At 69.0% G+C, this 17826-nt stretch carries 17 protein-coding genes and 1 pseudogene; 9 read left to right on the forward strand and 9 right to left on the reverse strand.

Annotated elements, in window-relative coordinates:
- Together Q8N19_RS10725 and Q8N19_RS10730 are read left to right on the forward strand one after the other, a co-directional pair.
- Positions 1-682: pseudogene (locus Q8N19_RS10725) on the forward strand (hypothetical protein); the annotation flags it as partial.
- Positions 683-933: 251 nt separating this feature from the next.
- Positions 934-1878 carry an energy transducer TonB gene (locus Q8N19_RS10730; protein ID WP_305590491.1) on the forward strand — a complete coding sequence of 315 codons (945 nt, stop codon included), beginning with the start codon at positions 934-936 and terminating at the stop codon, positions 1876-1878.
- Here the strand turns inward: Q8N19_RS10730 and Q8N19_RS10735 are convergent.
- The 8 genes from Q8N19_RS10735 to Q8N19_RS10770 form a co-directional block, all read right to left on the reverse strand.
- Positions 1875-2972, reverse strand: a complete 1098-nt coding sequence (locus tag Q8N19_RS10735; protein WP_305590493.1) for a DUF2336 domain-containing protein — start codon at positions 2970-2972, stop codon at positions 1875-1877. The two genes, Q8N19_RS10730 and Q8N19_RS10735, sit on opposite strands and share 4 nt — an antisense overlap.
- A gap of 8 nt (positions 2973-2980) precedes the next feature.
- Positions 2981-3637 (reverse strand): hypothetical protein, encoded by a 657-nt coding sequence (locus Q8N19_RS10740; RefSeq protein ID WP_305590494.1) that lies wholly within the window; start codon positions 3635-3637, stop codon positions 2981-2983.
- A gap of 36 nt (positions 3638-3673) precedes the next feature.
- On the reverse strand, positions 3674-4441 hold the full coding sequence (locus Q8N19_RS10745) for an ABC transporter permease (RefSeq protein ID WP_305590496.1): 768 nt from the start codon (positions 4439-4441) through the stop codon (positions 3674-3676).
- Complete coding sequence (locus Q8N19_RS10750; RefSeq protein WP_305590498.1) at positions 4438-5190, reverse strand: ABC transporter ATP-binding protein; 753 nt, start codon at positions 5188-5190, stop codon at positions 4438-4440. Before Q8N19_RS10750 ends, Q8N19_RS10745 begins: the two co-directional genes overlap by 4 nt.
- A gap of 12 nt (positions 5191-5202) precedes the next feature.
- Complete coding sequence (locus tag Q8N19_RS10755) at positions 5203-6195, reverse strand: ABC transporter substrate-binding protein (protein ID WP_305590500.1); 993 nt, start codon at positions 6193-6195, stop codon at positions 5203-5205.
- Positions 6196-6280: 85 nt separating this feature from the next.
- Entirely contained in the window at positions 6281-8368 is a 2088-nt protein-coding gene (locus tag Q8N19_RS10760; protein WP_305590502.1) for an ATP-binding protein, read from the reverse strand.
- A 534-nt stretch (positions 8369-8902) separates the two neighbouring features.
- Positions 8903-10726, reverse strand: a complete 1824-nt coding sequence (locus tag Q8N19_RS10765; RefSeq protein ID WP_371133833.1) for an ABC-F family ATP-binding cassette domain-containing protein — start codon at positions 10724-10726, stop codon at positions 8903-8905.
- Between the two features lie 60 nt (positions 10727-10786).
- The gene (locus Q8N19_RS10770; RefSeq protein WP_305590506.1) at positions 10787-11035 is read right to left on the reverse strand and encodes a hypothetical protein; all 249 of its coding nucleotides are present in this window, start codon (positions 11033-11035) and stop codon (positions 10787-10789) included.
- A 151-nt stretch (positions 11036-11186) separates the two neighbouring features.
- Between Q8N19_RS10770 and Q8N19_RS10775 the strand changes: the two genes are divergently transcribed.
- The 3 genes from Q8N19_RS10775 to Q8N19_RS10785 are packed head-to-tail and all read left to right on the forward strand — an operon-like array spanning position 11187 to position 13184.
- Positions 11187-11717 carry a methanogen output domain 1-containing protein gene (locus tag Q8N19_RS10775; RefSeq protein WP_305590508.1) on the forward strand — a complete coding sequence of 177 codons (531 nt, stop codon included), beginning with the start codon at positions 11187-11189 and terminating at the stop codon, positions 11715-11717.
- A gap of 2 nt (positions 11718-11719) precedes the next feature.
- Positions 11720-12727 carry a sensor histidine kinase gene (locus Q8N19_RS10780; protein ID WP_305590510.1) on the forward strand — a complete coding sequence of 336 codons (1008 nt, stop codon included), beginning with the start codon at positions 11720-11722 and terminating at the stop codon, positions 12725-12727.
- Positions 12714-13184 carry a response regulator gene (locus Q8N19_RS10785; protein ID WP_305590512.1) on the forward strand — a complete coding sequence of 157 codons (471 nt, stop codon included), beginning with the start codon at positions 12714-12716 and terminating at the stop codon, positions 13182-13184. Before Q8N19_RS10780 ends, Q8N19_RS10785 begins: the two co-directional genes overlap by 14 nt.
- Before the next feature lie 30 nt (positions 13185-13214).
- On the opposite strand, the gene Q8N19_RS10790 is transcribed toward Q8N19_RS10785, so the two are convergent.
- Complete coding sequence (locus Q8N19_RS10790) at positions 13215-15488, reverse strand: PBP1A family penicillin-binding protein (RefSeq protein ID WP_305590514.1); 2274 nt, start codon at positions 15486-15488, stop codon at positions 13215-13217.
- A gap of 75 nt (positions 15489-15563) precedes the next feature.
- Here Q8N19_RS10790 and Q8N19_RS10795 point away from each other — a divergent pair, with 75 nt between their 5' ends.
- From Q8N19_RS10795 to Q8N19_RS10810, 4 genes are all read left to right on the forward strand, one after another.
- Positions 15564-16031, forward strand: coding sequence for a YcgN family cysteine cluster protein (locus tag Q8N19_RS10795; RefSeq protein ID WP_305590516.1), 468 nt, complete (start codon positions 15564-15566; stop codon positions 16029-16031).
- Positions 16032-16161: 130 nt separating this feature from the next.
- Complete coding sequence (locus Q8N19_RS10800; RefSeq protein ID WP_305590518.1) at positions 16162-17103, forward strand: J domain-containing protein; 942 nt, start codon at positions 16162-16164, stop codon at positions 17101-17103.
- 92 nt (positions 17104-17195) lie between these two features.
- Complete coding sequence (locus tag Q8N19_RS10805) at positions 17196-17531, forward strand: PepSY domain-containing protein (RefSeq protein WP_305590520.1); 336 nt, start codon at positions 17196-17198, stop codon at positions 17529-17531.
- A 27-nt stretch (positions 17532-17558) separates the two neighbouring features.
- Positions 17559-17826 (forward strand): response regulator (locus tag Q8N19_RS10810; RefSeq protein ID WP_305590522.1); only part of this gene is annotated, 268 nt, incomplete at its 3' end.

Genomic DNA, 17826 nt, shown 5'->3' on the forward strand with positions numbered 1-17826 from the left:
GGCCGCCGATGTGGCCGATGGCCTCGACGGCGCCTATGAGCCCCTGGCCCATGCCCGCGCCGCGGCGCTGCGCGGACAGATCCTGGCCCTGATGGGCGAGGTCAGCGGCGATATCGAGCAGATCCTGGAAGCCGTCACCTGTCTCGCCGACGTGGTCGAGGACCTGGCCCGCGATCACAGCCCCCTGGACTGGGCGCGGATGCAGGCGGCCCTTGGCCTGGCCCTGCAGATTCTGGGCGAAGCCACCGCTGGCGAACGGGCCTTCGAACAGGCCGTCACCTGCTATGAGCGGGCAGGACTCGTCCTGGCCGATGCGCCAGCGCTCGCCCTGCGGGCCGAGGCCTCCAATGGCCGCGCCCTGTGCCTGGCCCGGTCGGCGGAACTCTCGGGCGACCTGGCGGTCCTGGACGCCGCCGAAGCGGCCTTCAAGATCGAGCTGGCCCATCGCCGGGCTGGCGTCGATCCGGTCAGCTGGGCGCTGGCCCAGGTCAATCTGGCGCGGATCTATGAGGCGCGCCTGGACATCACCGGCAAGGATCGCGGCGAGCGCGCCTCGGCGGCGCTCGCCCTGCAGGCGGCCCTGGACGTCTTCGCCGAAGAAGGCCTGCGCTCCTTCACCCTGATCGCCATCGACGCCATGGAGCGCCTCCGCGTCCGCGCGGTCCCCCGCGACGGGGTCTAGTCACAACGTCTTCACCAGACAGACCTTTTCGTCCTCCAGCGGCTTAAAATCTTGGGGGGGGCCGCCACTCAGGGCTGTTGAGTCGATATCCCACATGCCATGGTGGCGGAAAACTGGTGTGGGGGTGTACAGTGGCGTTTCGTTTCTTAGTTGGCGGTCTAGCTGGCGTCGTCCTTTCCGCCACCAGCCTTGCAGCGTCCGCCGAACCGGTTCGCACGCCGCCCGACTGGGTCCGTAGACCCACGGGTGAAATGATCATGTCTGTCTACCCAACTGAGGCGTTCCAGAAAAGCGTCTCGGGTGACGCCACAATTGGGTGTCGGGTGAGTCTGCAGGGCGCCTTGTATGGGTGCGAAGTCCTGAGCGAGAAACCATCAGGCAATGGCTTTGGATCAGCCGCCATCGCCATCGCGCCGCAGCTTCGCGTGACGCCCGAGAGACTCGACGGTGTCGCGGTCGAAGGCCGGGTCGCGGTGCACATTGTCTTCGACCATGGTGGGCCTCGGATCGGAAGCCACCTGTCTGGACACTCCGCTGCTACTGCGGTGCTCAACCACCGCGTTCTCACTCAGCCCACCTGGGCGGCGGCGCCCACGGCGGCGCAGACGGCCGCGGCCTATCCCGCCAAGGCGGCCAGGGATGGCGCGACCGGCGCAGCTTCCGTGCGTTGCTATATTCAGGAGGATTACCGCCTCAAGCGCTGCTTGATCGTCAATGAAGAGCCCCGTGGCTACGCCTTTGGAGCTGCGGCCCGAACCCTAAGCGACCATTTCGTCTTGGAGCCGCCTGCTGGGCTCGAAGAGCAGGTCAAGGGCATTGAGGTCAGCTACACCGTCGCCTTTGATCCCAGGATGGCGGAAGGGGGCTCCCCGGTCGTTGGCCGGCCAACTTGGCGCAGCATGCCGACCGGCGAGATGTTCGCTGCGAGCTATCCTGCAGCCGCCCGCGCGGCAGGCGTGTCCGAGGCCAGGATACTTGTGGATTGCGACATCGCCGAGGGTGGCCGGCTCAGCGACTGCGCCGTTCGGTCCGAAACACCTGAGGGACTCGGTTTTGGGGCTGCGGCGCTTGGTCTGACGGGTGCGTTCCAGACGTCAGTCTGGAGCGCTGAAGGACTTCCGACGGTAGGCGGCCGTATCACGCTGCCGATCCGCTACCAGCAGCCGAGTGCGGCCGCAGCGGCCGCCGCGCCTTAGGCCGCCGCCACGTCGCCGGTCTGGCGGCGGATGCGCCAGAAGCGGATGGTGCGCTGGGCGGCCTCCCGCGGCAGGGCCTCGAACAGTTCGCCATACTCCCGGGCGCGGCCCATGGCGTTGGCCTCCCGGTCGAGAATGAGAACGGCGAAGGTCAGGTAGAGCGAGCGCTCGAAGCCGGCGGCCTTGCAGACGATGGACAGGGCGTCCAGGTCGCGTCGCTCCAGGATCTTCCGCGCCGTGCCGAAGTCGATATCGGCCAGTTCGCAGAGCGCCACCAGGAACTTGGTGGTCTCGCGGTTGCGCAGGAAGGCCGCCAGCACCGGCGGGGTGATACCGTTGCGCAGCTTCAGCAGGCGCACGGCGCGCTCGGCCTCCTCATAGTCGTCGGGCAGGGCCCCGTCGCGGGTGGCCAGGCTCTTGCGGCTGGCCGCCAGGGCGGCCTCCAGGGCCTCGGGATCAACCTCGCTGTTGCGGTCGCGGATGGCGTCTCGCAGCTGGGCCTCGACGACGAAATACATCTCGTTCAACAGGTCGACCGGCACCGCGCGGCGGCTGACCACCGCGGCATGCAGGTCAGCATTGGCCATGGCCCGGTCGATCACCCGCTCATGGGTCTCGCGCGAGAGTTCAGCGCCGTCGTTGCGCAGGAGAGTGTCGAGGGTGCGGTCGTCCCCACGCTCGACAATGGCTTCGGTGACGGCCGCCGAGACCTGACGCCGCTGGCTGATGGCGCGCAGGTGGTCCTGGCCGCGGGTGTGGGCGACGGCGAGCAGGTCGTCGTCGGTCAGGGCGGAGGAGCCGGTGAGGATGGGCTCAGCGACCGAAATGGCCGTGTCACGCGCCAGATCCCGCAACAGGTGCCGGGGCGGGGCCGACGCGCCGGCGAGGCGCCGGGACAGCTCCTCGCGAACCGCTTCTTCCATGTCGCTGGCCAGCTGGCCCATCACGTCGTCGAACAGGGCGAGTTCGGACGTCCCGTGGTCGCCATCGCCGACGAAGAACAGGTCGGTCACCCCGCGCAGCAACTCCCGCCGACGGGCGCTGGATGGCTCATTGGCGAGGGCGATCAGGTCGTGAAGCTTGGACCGGGTCATGGCGGAACTCAGAACTGACGATCAAGACCCTGGGCGGGCTCGTCCTCATCGCCCGGGGCCTCGGGCGAGTCAGGGGGGCCGACCAGGATGAAGTTATCCCCGGCAGGCGGCGCGGGGATGGCGTCGGGGGTCATGCCGTACTCCCGGTGCAGAGAATAAAGCTGGCTGCCGCCGGCTCGGGGCGCTGCGGACGCCTGGGCGTAGGCGCGGGGGGCGGCAGGCGCCTGTGCGGCGGCTGGGGCCTGACCATAGATGCTGGTGGGCAGGGGGCCAGAAGGCGGGCCGCCCAGGAGATCAGGGGCGGGATCGGCGGCGGGCGGCAGGGGCGCGCGAAGCACCGGCTCGTAGCCGGGCTGGACGCCGGACGCCGGGCGCGGGGCGGGCGTTGGGGCGGCGATGGCCTGCGGCGCGAACTGCCGCGCCAGAGCCATGGGTTCGGGGCGGGCCTGCGCGGCAATAGCGGCCTGGTCGGGCGCAGGGCTCCGCTTGCCAGCCCAGCCGAGCATCTGGCCGCCATAGGCGCTGACGCCCTGCTGGACCTGATACGCGGCGGCGGCCGGCGGCGGACCATAGCGATCCTGCACCACGGTCTGGGCGGACGCCGCAGCGGCGCTCGCCAGCAGCAGGCCGGCAGCCAAGGGGGTGAGGACGCGAGTCGAGATCATGCCCCTCTGTTCTAGGGGCGGCGGCTTAACCCGCGGCTAACGGCCGCGCCACCAGCGCAGGCCGGAGCGTTCGAGGCGCGCCAGGCCCGCATAGAGCAGGGCGCCCATGAGACCCAGGACCACGAGGGCGGCGAACATGCGGGCGGTCTGCAGGCGATTGCCGGCCTCCAGGATTCGCCAGGCAAGCCCCTGCGCGCCGCCGGAACCCGCCACGAACTCGGCCACCACAGCTCCGATCAGGGCCAGGCCCGCAGCCACCTTGTGGCCCTCCAGCAGGAAGGGCACCGCCGAGGGCAGGCGCAGGCGCACCAGCCGCTTCACCCGGCCCGCGCCATAGAGGTCAAACAGACGTTCCAGATCCGGATCAGCCGCCTTCAGCCCGGTGATCGCGCCGGAGAAGATCGGAAAGAAGGCGACCAGGGCGGCCAGGGCGATGATCGCCCGCTCAGGGTTGTCGATACCCGCCCAGATCACCACCAGGGGGGCGATGGCCACGACGGGTGTGACCTGCAGGACCACGGCCAGAGGCTTGATGGCCCGCTCCAGGATGGGGCTGAGCGCCACCATGAGCGCCAGGGCCTGGGCCGACAGGCTGGCCAGGACCAGGGCCGCCAGGGCCATGGCCAGGGTGTTGTAGGCTGAAGCCGCCAGGGTCGGGGCGTCGGCCCAGAGGCTGGCGACCACCGCGCTCGGCGTGGGCAGGAAATAGGCCGGAACTTCCAGGAGCCGGCAGGCGGCCTCCCAGGCGCCCAGCAGAGCTATGATCAGCACCAGCGGCGCGAGGATGTCGGTGAGGCGTTTCATGCCGGCGCCTCCATGCCCTTGGCCAGCACCGTCGAAACCGCCTCCACCGTCGCCCGGAAGCCGGCCGTGGTGCGGAAGCCCTCCGGCCGCGGGGTGGGGCCCGCCACGCTCATCTCGCCGGCGATCCGCCCCGGACCGCGGCTGAACACCACGACGCGGCTGGCCATATAGACGGCCTCTTCCACGCTGTGGGTGACGAAGACGATGGCCGGCCGAGTCTCGGCCCAGAGCCGCAGCACATCATCGGCCAGGGCCCGGCGGGTGATCTCGTCAAGGGCCGCAAAGGGTTCATCGAGCAGGAGCAGCCGGGGTTCGGTCACCAGGGCGCGGGCCAGGGAGACCCGCATGGCCATGCCGCCGGACAGCTGGGCCGGCCGCGCCCCGGCTGCGCCGGCCAGGCCGACCCGGGCTAGCGCAGCCTCGGCGCGGGTGCGGGCCTCGCGCCGGGCGATGCCTGACAATTCCAGAGGCAGGGCCACATTGTCCCGGGCCGACAGCCACGGGGCCAGGGTCGGCGCCTGGAAAACCACCGCGCTTTCGCCGCGCCTTGCGGTACGGCGCACCTGGCCCCGGGTGGGACTCTCCAGTCCGGCCAGCAGCCGAAGGGCCGTGGACTTCCCACAGCCGGATGGACCGACCAGAGCGGTGATCTCGCCCGGCGAGAGGGCGAGGTCGAGAGGCCCGAGGGCCAGGCCCGACCCCGGGTACTCAACCTCAACTTTCGCCAGTTCGGCGACGAACGGCTCCATCCGTGATGCGGCCTAGGGCAGGAAGTCGAGGGTGTAGGCCGAAGCCCCGTCCAGATCGGCGGGATAGACCCCTTGCGCCTTGGCCATCTCCAGGAACTCGGTCCAGCGGGCCTCGGTCATCCGCCCGGTCATGGCCGGCTCGCCGCCATCGACGATGCCGTAGGATTTGAGCTTCTCCCGGGCCTGGTCGAGCACATCCTGGGTCATTTCCGGATTGTCGGCCTTTATCAGGGCGTCGCCCGGGGCCGGATCGCCCTCCAGATAGGATCGCCAGCCGGCGATGCTGCCTTCCACGAAGGCGCGGACCGCCTCGGGATTGTCGGCGATCAGCTGGTCCCTGGCCAGCACCATGGTGGCGTAGCCGGGATAGCCGTTGTCGGCGAGCAGGAAGACCTTGGGCGCAAAGCCCGCCTCCTTCTCGATCGTATAGGGCTCAGACGTCACATAGCCCTGCTGGGCCACGCGCTTGTCCGAGAGGAAGGGGGCGGAATTGAAGGTGTATTTGCGCACCTGGTCGTCGGTGAATCCGTACTTGGCCTTCAGCCACACCCAGAAGGCGGTGACCGAGGCGTCCGACAACAGGATCGGCCGGCCCTTGAGGTCGGCGATGGTCTCGATCCCCTGATCAGGGTGCGCGATCAGAACCTGCGGGTCCTTCTGCATGAAGGCCGCGACGGCCTTCACCGGCGCCTTTTCCTGAGCGAGGTTGAGGACAATGAAGCTGTTGGAGCCCATGCCCATGTCCACCGCGCCGGCGGCCAGCAGTTGGGGGACATTGACGCCAGGTCCGCCCTGGATGATCTCCACCTTCAGGCCGCGCTTCTCATACTCGCCGGTGGCCAGCGCCTGATAGAAGCCGCCGTGCTCGGCCTGGGCCCGCCAGTCGGTGGCGAACCGGAGGGTGGTGAGGCCTTCAGCGCCCGTGACGTCGTCGGTGTCGGCCGCTGGCGCGCAGGCGCAGACCAGGGCGGCCAGAGCGATGCCGAGATGCCGTAGAAGTCCCATGAAATCCCCCGAGAACAAGCCCGCCCTATAGGTAGGGCTCCGTCGGGCCTGCGCCAAGCCGCTTGCGCGCCGAGACGTTTGCGTGTCAGGCGACAGCGGGGAGGGTGGTCGCTGCGTCCCGGTCGGCCGGGGCCTGCGTCCATCGCGCGAGCGCCGCATGGAGGGACTCAATCTGAATGGGCTTGCCCAAGGTGTCAGACATGCCCGCGCGACGGCAACGCTCCATCATTTCGGGCATGACATCGGCGCTCATGGCGATGATGGGGACTTGCCCGGCCTCGCCACCCAGGGCGCGGATTCTGCGGGTCGCCTCCACACCATCCATGACCGGCATGTGGATATCCATCAGGATCACGTCAAAGCCGCCCGCGCTGGCGGCTTCAACCGCCTCGGCCCCGTCGCAGGCCAGTTCAACCTCGCAGCCCAGCAGATCCAGGACGGTCGCGCCCAGGTCCCGGTTCATAGCGTGATCATCCACCAGCAGCACCCTGATTTGACCCAGGGCGTCGGCATGGGCGGGCTCGGCCACCTCCGGCGCGGCGGCGGCATGCTCAGCGACGATCTCGAACCAGAAGACCGAGCCCGAGCCCGGCTGGCTCTTGACCCCGATCAGGCCGCCCATGGCCTCCACCAGGCCTTTGCAGATCGCCAGGCCCAGACCTGAGCCGCCAAAGGCCCGACCGACGGAGGAGTCGGCCTGGGAGAAGCGGCGGAACAGCCGGTGCATCAGCTCACGGGGGATGCCGACGCCGGTGTCCTGCACTTCGAAGCGCAGCAGGACGTCCGGCCCCTGGTCGCGGGCGGTGATCTTGAGCCGGACCTGCCCGGCGGCGGTGAACTTCACCGCATTGCCCAGCAGGTTCAACAGGATCTGCCGCACCCGAAGATCGTCCACCATGACCGGCAGATCCGTGGGGCCGACCTCCTCCAGGAGCAGCTCAAGGCCCTTGGCCTCGGCCGAGGGGGAGATGATCTCCAGGGTGTCCTGGGCCACGGCCCTGGGCGTCCTGGGGGCGAGGGCCAGCTCCACTTCCCCGGTCTCCAGACGGGAGTAGTCGAGGATGTCGTTGACCACCGCCAGGAGAGATCCCCCGGCCCGGTGGATGAGCTCTAGCTGACGGCGCGCCTCGTCGGGCAGGTCCTGTCGGCGACGAAGGGTCTGGGTGAAGCCAAGGATGGAATTCATCGGCGTGCGGATTTCATGGCTCATGGTGGCCAGGAATTCCCCCTTGGCCGCCCCGGCCGCCTGGGCCCGGTCCTGGGCGCGCTTGGCCGCCCGGGTGCGCATGGCGAGCATCCGCCGTGTACGCGCCTGCTCGGACAGGATCAGGGCCACCGACAGGCTGGTGAACAGCGCCGTAGCGATGATGAACTGCAGGTTGAGGATGCGTTGCGGCTGGCTGAGCGCGCCGTGATAGGCTGGCCCCAGAGAAACCATGGTGGTGGCGATGATGGCCATCATCAGCGCCGACAGCGCGACGCCGCGGGGACCAAGCCGGAAGGCGGCCGCGACCAGGGCGGGCGTCAGCAGCATGGGCGTCGGAAAGCTGTGGGGCAGGTAGGCGACAGCGCTCAACAGCGCCACGAGGCCATAGATGGTGATCTGCTCGGCCGGGGCGCGGCGAGAGTCATGGCCCGCGCGGCGGTCGGCCAGCAGCATGACGGCCGGCAGGCTGATCGCCATGCCCAGGGCGTTGGCGGTGAACCAGCCGATGACGATCTGGGGCGTCGACTGGGTCAGATAGCCCAGCAAGGCGCCGGCCAGGATAGCGGTCAGGGCGGTGGTTGGCACGATGGCGAACAGAGCGATGCGCAACAGGGTCGCCAGGTCAGCGATCCGGCGCCGCTGGCCACAGATCCGTCGGATGATCAGGGCGGCCATGCCGGCTTCGAACAGGTTCAGCCCCGCGAACAGGGGTAGGGCGTCCACAGGCGCGCCGACGGCGAGGTTCACCAAAACGCCGGCCAGGGTGCATCCGGCCGCCAGCCAGGCTGCACGGCGCAGCGGGAGCAGGACAAAGCCCGCAGCCATCAGGCCGCTGGGCAGCCACAGGGTCGCAACCCCGCCGCTCTCCCGGGTCAGGGCGACGCAGAACAGGGCGCTGGCGGCGAAGCTGATCGTCAGAATCAGCGCGAGCAGCGCGTCGCGTCGGAGGTCCCTGTTGATCGGCATGGGTCGTTCGCTCCCCGAATTGGGGACACTATGGTCAAGCTCTGGCGCCAAATGGTTAAACGGGGAGGGGCTCAGGGCCCCCCGCACGCCACGACGCGATGCAGCATGCCGCTCCAGCAAGGGGCCGCGCATGGCAAGAGGGCGGCGCTGCGGCAGGCCGCGGCGTCGCCCTCATTCCAGGCCCTTTCGGACCTGTATCGCAAGGTCGGTGTGACTTCGAACGCGGGCTTCCCCGCAGGTTTCCGTCACGCCGGTGTCCTCGAACCCAGGCGCCGGGTCGCCCCGTCGCCGTCGGTCCGGGAACCTTCTGCTCCATCTGCTGTCCGGTTTCCCGGCCAGCCAGGGCTGCAGTCCCTCTCGACCCCTTGACCTTGAGCCAGAACCCGCTATGCAGCAAGCGCCCGACTTTGGCCCGCGTTGGAAATCCTGTGATATCCCTGTGGGCAGGCTGTGGACAGCCTGTGACTCCCTAGTCAGTTTTCCGGCATATTCAAGCGATTGTATCCATCCACAGGAAGGTGTGGCCGCTGGCGTCTACCGCCCGGCCTCCAGGGCCTCGCGACGTTCTTCGAGCTCCAGCCATTCCATTTCCGCAGCCTCGAGCCTTCCCCGGGCCGCCGCCAGGGCCTGGCCAAACCGGTCGAAGGCGGCGGGGTCGCGGCCGTAGAGCCCCGGGTCAGCCAGCTGGGTCTCTAGCACGGCGATCTTGCCTGGCAGTTCGGCGATGAGGCCGTTCAGCTCCTCCAGCCGGCGCTGCTCCTTGTAGGAGAGCTTGGCCGCCTTAGGCGCAGTTGGGGGCGCCGGTGCGAGCGTCGGCGCGGCGGGCGAAGGCTGACCCCGGCGTCCGCCCGGCGCCTTTGCCGGGGACACGCCGAAGAATCCGGGATTTTGGCTCAGGAAGTCCAGCCAGCCGCCGGGGGTCTCGACCACCTGGCCACGCCCATTGAGGCCGATGGTCGAGGTGGCCAGCCGGTCGACGAAATCGCGATCGTGGCTCACCAGGATCAGCGTGCCCTCATAGTCCGAGAGCATCTCTTCCAGGAGATCGAGGGTCTCCATGTCCAGGTCGTTGGTGGGTTCGTCCAGCACCATCAGATTGGCCGGCTGGGCGAGCGCCCTCGCCAGCAGGAGGCGGTTGCGCTCGCCGCCCGACAGGCTGCGGACCGGCTGGCGGATCTGGGCGTCGGTGAACAGGAATTCCTTGGCGTAGGCCGCCACATGCTTGGGCGCGCCCCGGACCATGATCTGATCGCCGCCGAGCGGCGCCAGGGCGTCCTTCAACAGCATGTCGTCCTTCAGGTCGGCCCTGGCCTGATCGATATAGGCCACCTCCAGATTGGTCCCGAGGATCACCTCGCCGGAGTCGGCCGGCAGTTCGCCCAGCAGCAGCTTGACCAGCGTGGTCTTGCCCGCCCCGTTGGGACCTACCACGGCGATCCGGTCGCCGCGGAGGATGCGGGTGGAGAAGTCCTCCAGGATCACCCGGTCGCCGAACTTCTTGGAGAGGCCCTTCACCTCGACCACTCGCTGGCCGGAGGCTCCGGCCGAGGCCACGCCCATGGACATCGAGCCGCGGGTGTCGCGCAGCCGGTCGGCCTTGGTCGCCCGCATCTCCATCAGCCGGCGGCGGCGGCCCTCATTACGGGCGCGGCGGCCGGTGACGCCCCGGGCCAGCCAGTGGGTTTCGCGCTCCAGAGCCTTGTCCAGGCGCCGAGCCTCGTCGGCCTCGGCGGCGGTGAGCTGTTCCACCCAGGCGTCGAAAGCCGAGAAGCCCCGGTCGAGTTTGCGGACCTTGCGGTTCTCCAGCCAGAAGCAGCGCTGGGTCACCCGCTCCAGAAAGGCGCGGTCGTGGCTGACAATGAGGACGCTCGCCCGGCTGGCTGCGATGGCGCCTTCCAGGGTCTCGATGGCCAGGATATCCAGGTGGTTGGTGGGCTCGTCCAGCAACAGGACGTCGGGATCCTCGGCCAGGGCCCGAGCCAGGGCGACCCGGCGGGTCTCGCCGCCCGACAGGCCGGTGGCGCCCTTGGCCGGATCGAGGCCGAAGCTCTCCAGGGCAGCGGCGGCCTCATGGGGGGCGGCGCCGCCGGCCGTAGCGTGGTCGAGCAGGGTCTCACCTTCGATCAGCGGCTCCTGCAGCACATAGGCGACCCGGGTTCCTGGGGTGACCGCGCGCTCGCCGTCATCGGCTTCGGTGAGACCGGCCAGGATGCGCATCAGGGTCGACTTACCCGCCCCGTTGCGCCCGACCAGGGCCGCGCGGCTGCGGGGCTCCAGGGCCAGATCGACGCCGTCGAACAGCATGCGGGGTCCGTCAGCGAGACGGACGTTCTTCAGCGCAAGAATGGGGGGCTTCATAGGGCTAGGCACATAGCGCGCTTTGGCGCCCCCGCAAGGGCGCAGCCGACAAACCTTGCGTCAGGCCTCGTCGAAAGGCGGCGGCAGAGGGCCGGAGCGGAAGTGAATCACCGGATTTTCGTCATAGTCGCCCATCTCGGTGTCGGCCGAGACGGAGAAGGCCACCACCGCCACCCGCAGGGGCGCCAGCCGTTCAGCCTTGCGGCGGGCCTCCTCGGCGCTGGCGCAGCCGACCTGCTGCTCGGCCTTCAGGGCCTTTCCGCGGCCGGCGATATAGGACTGGAGGATGTGCACGGTTTCTTTGGCCATCCCTATCCCGGCCGCTGATTGGCGAGCCGCGTCAAGAGCGAGCCGGCGCTCTCTCCGGGGGCGGGCGAAAACCATTTTGGGTAGGCGCCGGACGATCTATAGGTTGTATCCGGCTGCAGATGCGCAGCCTTGGTCGCGGCTGGAGTCCCGGATGTCGCTGGATCACCTGGATATAGATCTTGAGCGGGACATGTTCCTGCGGACCCTGCTGCGCGAGCTGTCAGGCGCCTTGCAGGACGTGGTCGGCCTGGAGGAGGCGTCTGGCTATATCAGCGTGGTCGGCGCGGCGGTGGGCAAGGCTCTGGATGAGAAGTACCGCGCGGCCCTGGCCGTCGACCGTCTGTCAGCCGAGCAGGTGGCCCAGGTGCTGGTGGACCTCAAACAGCGGATCAAGGGCGATTTCTATATCGTCGAGCAGCGGGAGGACCGGATCGTCTTCGCCAGCAATTCCTGTCCGTTCGGCGAGTTCGTGGCCGGTCGCCCGGCCCTGTGCATGATGACGTCAAACGTGTTTGGTCATGTGACCGGCGAGAATCTCGGCTATGCCCGCGTCCAGATCGACAAGGCCATCGCCCGGGGCGATCCGGGCTGTCATGTTACGGTGTATCTGACGCCGAAGGCCGATGGCGGCGAGGCGCGGGAGTACTTCCGGCGCGTGCGGCCGGAACTGGCCGACCGCTGACCATGCACCCCATCTCAAGGCTGATCCGCGAGCCGGTGGTCGTCTTCGCCGGCGATGGTCGGGTCATCGACATGAACCGGCCTGCGCGCGCCCGTTTCGGCGAGAGCGCCGAGACCTGGCGCGAGGTGTTCGCCGACCTGGATGGTCTTCAGAACCTGCTGGAGCGCGCCTCGGGCTCAGCCGATCCGGTTCTGGGAGCCCTGCGACTGGCCGGGGCTGTGCCGGCTGAACCGGACGCCAAGGTCGAGGCCCTGGCCCTGCGGCAGGATGGCGAGATCAGCTATGCCGTCAAGCTGCGGGATATCGTCGGCGACCAGTTCCCGGCCCTGACCGCCCAGGTTCGGGAGCTGAACGCCGAAATCCATGTGCGGCGGCGGGTCCAGGCCGAGCTGGAAGAATCCCTGGCGCACAACAAGGTGCTCTATCGGGAGCTTCAGCACCGGGTGAAGAACCACCTGCAGATGATCCTCGCCCTGGTCTCCACCGCCGGGCGGGAAAGCGAGGATCCGGGCCGCAAGCAGTTCGTGAAAATGCTGCAGTCCAAACTCTCGGCGCTCTTTGACGCCCAGCGGCTGATGTACTCCGAGGAGTCCGCCCACGGGCTGCGGGTCGATCAGATGCTCAGCGCCCTGGCCGAAACGGTTCAGTCCCTGGCTGGCGTGCGGATCGCCATCCAGGTGCGGGCCGAGCCGGTGATCGCTCCCAACGACCTGGCCTTCCCCCTGGCGCTGATCGCCAACGAGCTGCTGACCAATGCGGTGAAGTACGCCGCGGGCGAAGGCGCAGAGGTGTCCCTGGATTTCGTCTGCTCCGGAGATCAGGCGGTCATGACCGTGCGGGACAATGGGCCAGGCTTCGCACCGACCGCTGCGGGGCCCACCTCGTCGGGCCTTGGGCTCGTCCGGGGTCTTTGCCGTCAGATCGGCGGTCATCTCGTCATCCAGTCCGACGGCGGCGCCGTAGCTGTCGTATCGTTTCCGCTTCCCGAGGCGAGCCATGCCCCATCCTGACGCCTACCGCTTTCAGTCCCGCGGCCCACAGGATGGGCCCGGTCGATACGCCGCCGGCGACGGCGGCCCCGACGCGGATTTTCCCCTGGGCCGTCGAGTTCTGATCACCGAAGATAACTGGCTGGTGGCCGGCGAGTGGCGCGCGGCCCTGGAAGATGCAGGCTATGAGGTGGTCGGCGTCGCGGCCTCGGCCGAGGAATCCCTTGAGATCTGTCGCGAGGAATCCCCGGACCTCATCCTGATGGACATCCGGCTGCTTGGAGACCGCGATGGGGTCGAGGCGGCGCGGGACGCTCGCGCCCTCTATGACATCCCCTCCGTCTTTGTCAGCGCCCACGACGACAGCGAGGTCCGACGCCGGGCCGCGGAGGCGAGGCCCCTGGGCTGGATCACCAAGCCGGTGCTGGCGTCCCGAATCCCGGAGATCCTGCTGCAACTGGCCCGCCCCCTGAACTGAGGCCCCGGTTCAAGCCGGGACTTGGGGGCTTCAGAAGGGGATGTCGTCTTCCGGCAAGGGGCGGCTGTCGTCGAACTCGTCCCTCGGCTGCGGCTGGCTGGGCGGCGGCGGCAGGGGCGGCGGCTCGGCCCGCACGGCCGCGTCGGAGAACTCGCTGGCCAGGCCCTGGTAGAAGCCGTTGCGCGGGTCCTCGTCGAACATCGGCTCGGGGTCGGGCAGCAGCCAGTCGAACTCGCGGATCTCCAGATCCTTATGGGCCTCGATCATCAGCTGTCGCCAGATCTGCGCCGGGATCGCGCCGCCCGTGACCCGGTTCATCGGCGTGTCGTCGTCATTGCCCACCCAGACGCCGGTGACGTATTCCGGGGTGAAGCCCACGAACCAGGCGTCGCGCCAGTTCTGGCTGGTGCCGGTCTTGCCCGCCGCCGGCCAGTCGAAGGCGGCCCGCGCGCCGGTGCCGCCAGGCGCAAGCACCTTGCTCATCATCTTGACCATCATGCTGGCGTGGCTGATGTCCAGCGCCGGCAGCGGGCCAGAGGGCACGCGGGTGAAGACCTCCTGGCCATCCACGGTGCGGATTTCCTCGATGATCGAGGGCGTCAGCCGTCCGCCAGCCTGCTGAAACACCTGGAAGCCGCTGGTTAGCTCCAACAGGCTCACCTCATAGGCGCCCAGCGTCACCGACAGGTCCGGATTGCGCGGGATCGAGGTCAGGCCAAACCGCCGGGCGATGTCGCCCAGGGCCGGGCCGCCGGCCTCCGCGCCCAGCTTGACCGCCACCGTGTTGATCGAACGCGACAGGGCCGTTTCCACCGTGACGGGGCCACGATAGCCGCCGCCATAGTTGCCTGGCCGCCAGTCGCCGAACCGGACCGGCCCATCGACCCTGACATCGGTGGGCAACACGCCCTTTTCCAAGGCGGCGGCATAGACGAAGGGCTTGAAGGTTGAGCCGGGCTGGCGCTTGGCCTGGGTGGCGCGGTTGAACACGCTGCGGGCATAGTCCACGCCGCCTACCATGGCGCGCACTGAGCCGTCCGGCCCCAGGGTCACCAGGGCGGCCTGTTCGGCGCCGGCGGTGACTCCGTCGCTGGCCATGACCTGGCTGAGGATGGCGGCGGCCTGGTCCTGCAGCACGGGGTCGATGGAGAGCCGCACCAGAAGGTCGGGGGAATTGGGGCCGATCCGGGCGAGCACCTCGTTGGTGGCGTGGTCGAGCAGGTAGCCATAGGGGCCGTCCGTGGAGGTGGCGGTCGGCGCCAGGGCCGGGGTCTGGGCCTGGGCGATCTCCATCTCTTCGCGGGTGATCCAGCCTGTGTCGTGCATCCGCTGCAGCACCCAGCGGGACCGCGCCAGGGCCGCGGGCATGTCATTGGTCAGCGCCAGACGCGAGGGCGCCTTGGGCAGGGCCGCCAGCAGGGCCGATTCCGCCAGGGTCAGCTTGCTGGCCGGCTTGCCGAAATAGGTGCGCGCCGCGCCGTCGACCCCGAAGGTGTTGGCGCCGAAAAAGACCCGGTTGAGGTAAAGCTCCAGCACCTCGTCCTTGGTCAGCATGCGCTCCAGCCGCCAGGCCAGCGCCGCTTCCTGCAGCTTGCGCTCGAAGGTCTGGTCCGGGGTGAGGAACAGGCTCTTGGCGATCTGCTGCGACAGGGTCGAGCCCCCCTGGACTACCCGGCCGGCGCGCCAGTTGACATAGGTGGCCCGGGCGATGGCCTGAAGGTCGATGGGGCCGTGCTGATAGAAGCGGTGATCCTCCGCGGCCATGAAGGCCAGAGGCACATGGGCGGGCAGGTCGGCCAGCCGCACCCGATCACCATAACGCGGGCCCCGGGAGGCGATGAGGTCGCCATTGCGGTCGAAGAACTTGATCCCCGGCGCCCGGTTGAATGCATAAAGCTGCGCCCGGGGCGGCAGGTCGGGAATGTCCTGCAGGAACTTCTGCTGCAGATAGACGCCGCCGCCGATGACCGCCGCCACCAGCAGCAGGCCGAGCACCGCCAGGGTCTTCCAGACCCAGCCCCAGCGCCGGCCGCGCCGCGGCTCACGGGACATGACAAAGGGCCCGCCGGGGCCGTCGCCGTCGCCGCCACCTGACCCGGAACCCATGCCGGGGCCGATGGGCGGGGGCAGGGGGCGGCGGCCGAAGCCGTCTTCATCGGTCCCTGGCCGGGCAGGAGGCGCTGGCGACGTCTCCGGAGCCTCAGCCTCCGCCACAGGCGCGCGCGGCTGCGGCGGGCGCGGCTTGCGCGGCCGGCCCGGCTCGTCGTCCGGAAAGCGATAGGGGTCCAGGGTCCAGTCGTTCACGTCTGTCGGAGGTTCCGGGCGGGCGAGGCGGAAGGGCGTTTGGCGGCGGAGGCGCTTTGGGTTTAGGACGGTCCTGTGAGCAGGCACAAACCCTTTTGGCAGGCCAAGACCCTCCAGCAGATGACGGCCCAGGAGTGGGAGAGTCTATGCGATGGCTGCGGCCTCTGCTGCCTGGTTCGCTTCGAGGACGAGGATAGCGGCCAGGTTATCCCCACCCGCGTGCATTGCCGGCTGTTCAATCCGGAGACCTGCGCCTGCTCCAACTATGCCGAACGTCGAAAGCACGTGCCCGATTGCATCAAGCTGACGCCCGGCAATATCGCCAAGCTGCCCTGGATGCCGCTGAGCTGCGCCTACCGGCGGCTGCACGAGGGCAAGGATCTGCCCGCCTGGCACCCTCTGGTGACCGGAGATCCTGAAAGCGTCCATGAGGCCGGAGTCTCCATCCGGGGTCAGACCCTGAATGAGGACGAGCTCGCCGATCCGGAGGACGCCTGGTCCTATGCGGCCTGGGACCTGCTGGACGATCGCAGCGGCGACTGAGCCCCACAGCCTTAGAGCCACATCGACTGTGGCGAAATTGTCACATAGGCTCTTGCGTGACTTGGTGCTCCGCACAATCTAGAGCCCATAGAGATCACCGGACGACAGACGACAGAAGAGGTTCATCCCCTTGGCGCGCGACCCCTATCAGGAACTGGGCGTTTCCCGCGGCGCAGGCGAGGACGAGATCCGCAAGGCGTTCCGCAACCTCGCCAAGAAGCATCACCCCGACGCCAATCCCGGGGACAAGGCGGCCGAAGAGCGTTTCAAGCGCGTCAGCGCGGCCTTCGACATCCTGGGTGACCCCGACAAGCGCAAGAAGTTCGACGCCGGCGAGATCGACGCCGACGGCCATGAGACCGGGCGAGGGTTCGGCGGCGGCTGGAGCCCGGGGGGCTTTGAGGGCGGCCGGCGTGGCCAGACCCGAGCCGAGACCTTTGACGGCGTCGACCTCGGCGACATTCTCGGGGAAATGTTCGGCGGCCGTGGCGGCGGCGGCGCGCGGGGTCCTGGAGCCGGATTCGGCGGCGGCTTGGCCCGCGGCGCCGATGTCCGGGCCAAGCTCGAGATCGACCTGGAAGAGGCCATCGCCGGCGGCAAGAAGCGTATCGCCTTCTCCGACGGCCGCACCATCGACGTCACCATCCCCAAGGGCGCGGGCGAGGGTCAGACCCTGCGCCTCAAGGGTCAGGGATCGCCTGGCCGGGCGGGTCCAGGCGACGCCTTCATCGAACTGACCGTACGGCCGCATCCTATCTTTCACCGGGAGGGCGACCGTCTGGTGATGGACCTGCCGGTCACCGTCTATGACGCGGTTCTGGGGGGCAAGGTCGAGGCGCCGACGCCGGAGGGGCCTGTGACCCTGACCGTGCCCAAGGGCGCCAACGCCGGCGCCATGCTGCGCCTCAAGGGCCGCGGTCTGCCGGACGCCGCCGGCCAGCGGGGGGATCTTCTGGCCCGGCTGGTCATCACCCTGCCCGATAAGCCCGACGCCGAGCTGACCGCCTTCGCCGAGACCTGGCGGACCAAGCGGCCCTATCAGCCCAAGTCCGCCCCTCGTCGCGGCGCCTAACGGGATGGCGGCCGGGGTGACAGCACAGGCTCACGGCTTCATAAGCAGGACGTTCAGCCACGGTTCAGTCGTCTGGGCCTAGATCGGCAGTCATGAAACACCTTGTGCTCATCGCCGCGCTGCTGACCGCGAGCGCCCCGGGGGTCGCCCAGGCCCAGTATGGGGCCGATCTGCGCTCGTCCTTCGGTGCGGGCCGCGGCGATCAGGACGACGCCCGCGCGGCGGTGCGGGCCGGCCGCCAGGCGCCCCTGTCGCAGGTGCTGTCGGCCATCGCTCAGCGCACGCCGGGCCGCCACCTGAACACGACCCAGGGGACCCACGGGGGCCGTGCGGCCTATTTCGTCCAGTGGCAGACCCCGGACGGCAAGGTGATCATCTTCATCGCCGACGCCGAATCCGGCTCCATCATCGGCCGCCAGGGCGGCTGAGAACACTAAAAAGGGGAGGCCCCAACCATGCGCATCCTGCTGGTGGAAGACGATCCGGACCTGGCCCGCCAGCTCAAGGGCGCCCTGGCCGACGCCGGCTATGCGGTGGACCACGCCCCCGACGGCGAGGAGGCCCAGTTCCTGGGCGAGACCGAACCCTATGATGCGGTGATCCTGGACCTTGGCCTGCCCAAGGTGGACGGGGTCTCGGTGTTGGAACGCTGGCGGCGCGGCGAAGTGGCCACGCCCGTCCTGATCCTCACCGCCCGGGGCGCCTGGAGCGAGAAGGTGGCGG

Origin of the sequence: Phenylobacterium sp. (assembly GCF_030693405.1) — a bacterium.
GTDB lineage: Bacteria > Pseudomonadota > Alphaproteobacteria > Caulobacterales > Caulobacteraceae > Phenylobacterium.

Bases quoted from the DNA above. Each gene is read 5' to 3' on its own strand.
- Q8N19_RS10735 (WP_305590493.1), bottom strand. From the start codon at position 2,972: ATGACCCGGTCCAAGCTTCACGACCTGATCGCCCTCGCCAATGAGCCA.
- Q8N19_RS10730 (WP_305590491.1), top strand. From the start codon at position 934: ATGATCATGTCTGTCTACCCAACTGAGGCGTTCCAGAAAAGCGTCTCG.
- Q8N19_RS10750 (WP_305590498.1), bottom strand. From the start codon at position 5,190: ATGGAGCCGTTCGTCGCCGAACTGGCGAAAGTTGAGGTTGAGTACCCG.
- Q8N19_RS10805 (WP_305590520.1), top strand. From the start codon at position 17,196: ATGAAACACCTTGTGCTCATCGCCGCGCTGCTGACCGCGAGCGCCCCG.
- Q8N19_RS10770 (WP_305590506.1), bottom strand. From the start codon at position 11,035: ATGGCCAAAGAAACCGTGCACATCCTCCAGTCCTATATCGCCGGCCGC.
- Q8N19_RS10755 (WP_305590500.1), bottom strand. From the start codon at position 6,195: ATGGGACTTCTACGGCATCTCGGCATCGCTCTGGCCGCCCTGGTCTGC.
- Q8N19_RS10765 (WP_371133833.1), bottom strand. From the start codon at position 10,726: ATGAAGCCCCCCATTCTTGCGCTGAAGAACGTCCGTCTCGCTGACGGA.
- Q8N19_RS10785 (WP_305590512.1), top strand. From the start codon at position 12,714: ATGCCCCATCCTGACGCCTACCGCTTTCAGTCCCGCGGCCCACAGGAT.
- Q8N19_RS10745 (WP_305590496.1), bottom strand. From the start codon at position 4,441: ATGAAACGCCTCACCGACATCCTCGCGCCGCTGGTGCTGATCATAGCT.
- Q8N19_RS10760 (WP_305590502.1), bottom strand. From the start codon at position 8,368: ATGCCGATCAACAGGGACCTCCGACGCGACGCGCTGCTCGCGCTGATT.
- Q8N19_RS10775 (WP_305590508.1), top strand. From the start codon at position 11,187: ATGTCGCTGGATCACCTGGATATAGATCTTGAGCGGGACATGTTCCTG.
- Q8N19_RS10740 (WP_305590494.1), bottom strand. From the start codon at position 3,637: ATGATCTCGACTCGCGTCCTCACCCCCTTGGCTGCCGGCCTGCTGCTG.
- Q8N19_RS10780 (WP_305590510.1), top strand. From the start codon at position 11,720: ATGCACCCCATCTCAAGGCTGATCCGCGAGCCGGTGGTCGTCTTCGCC.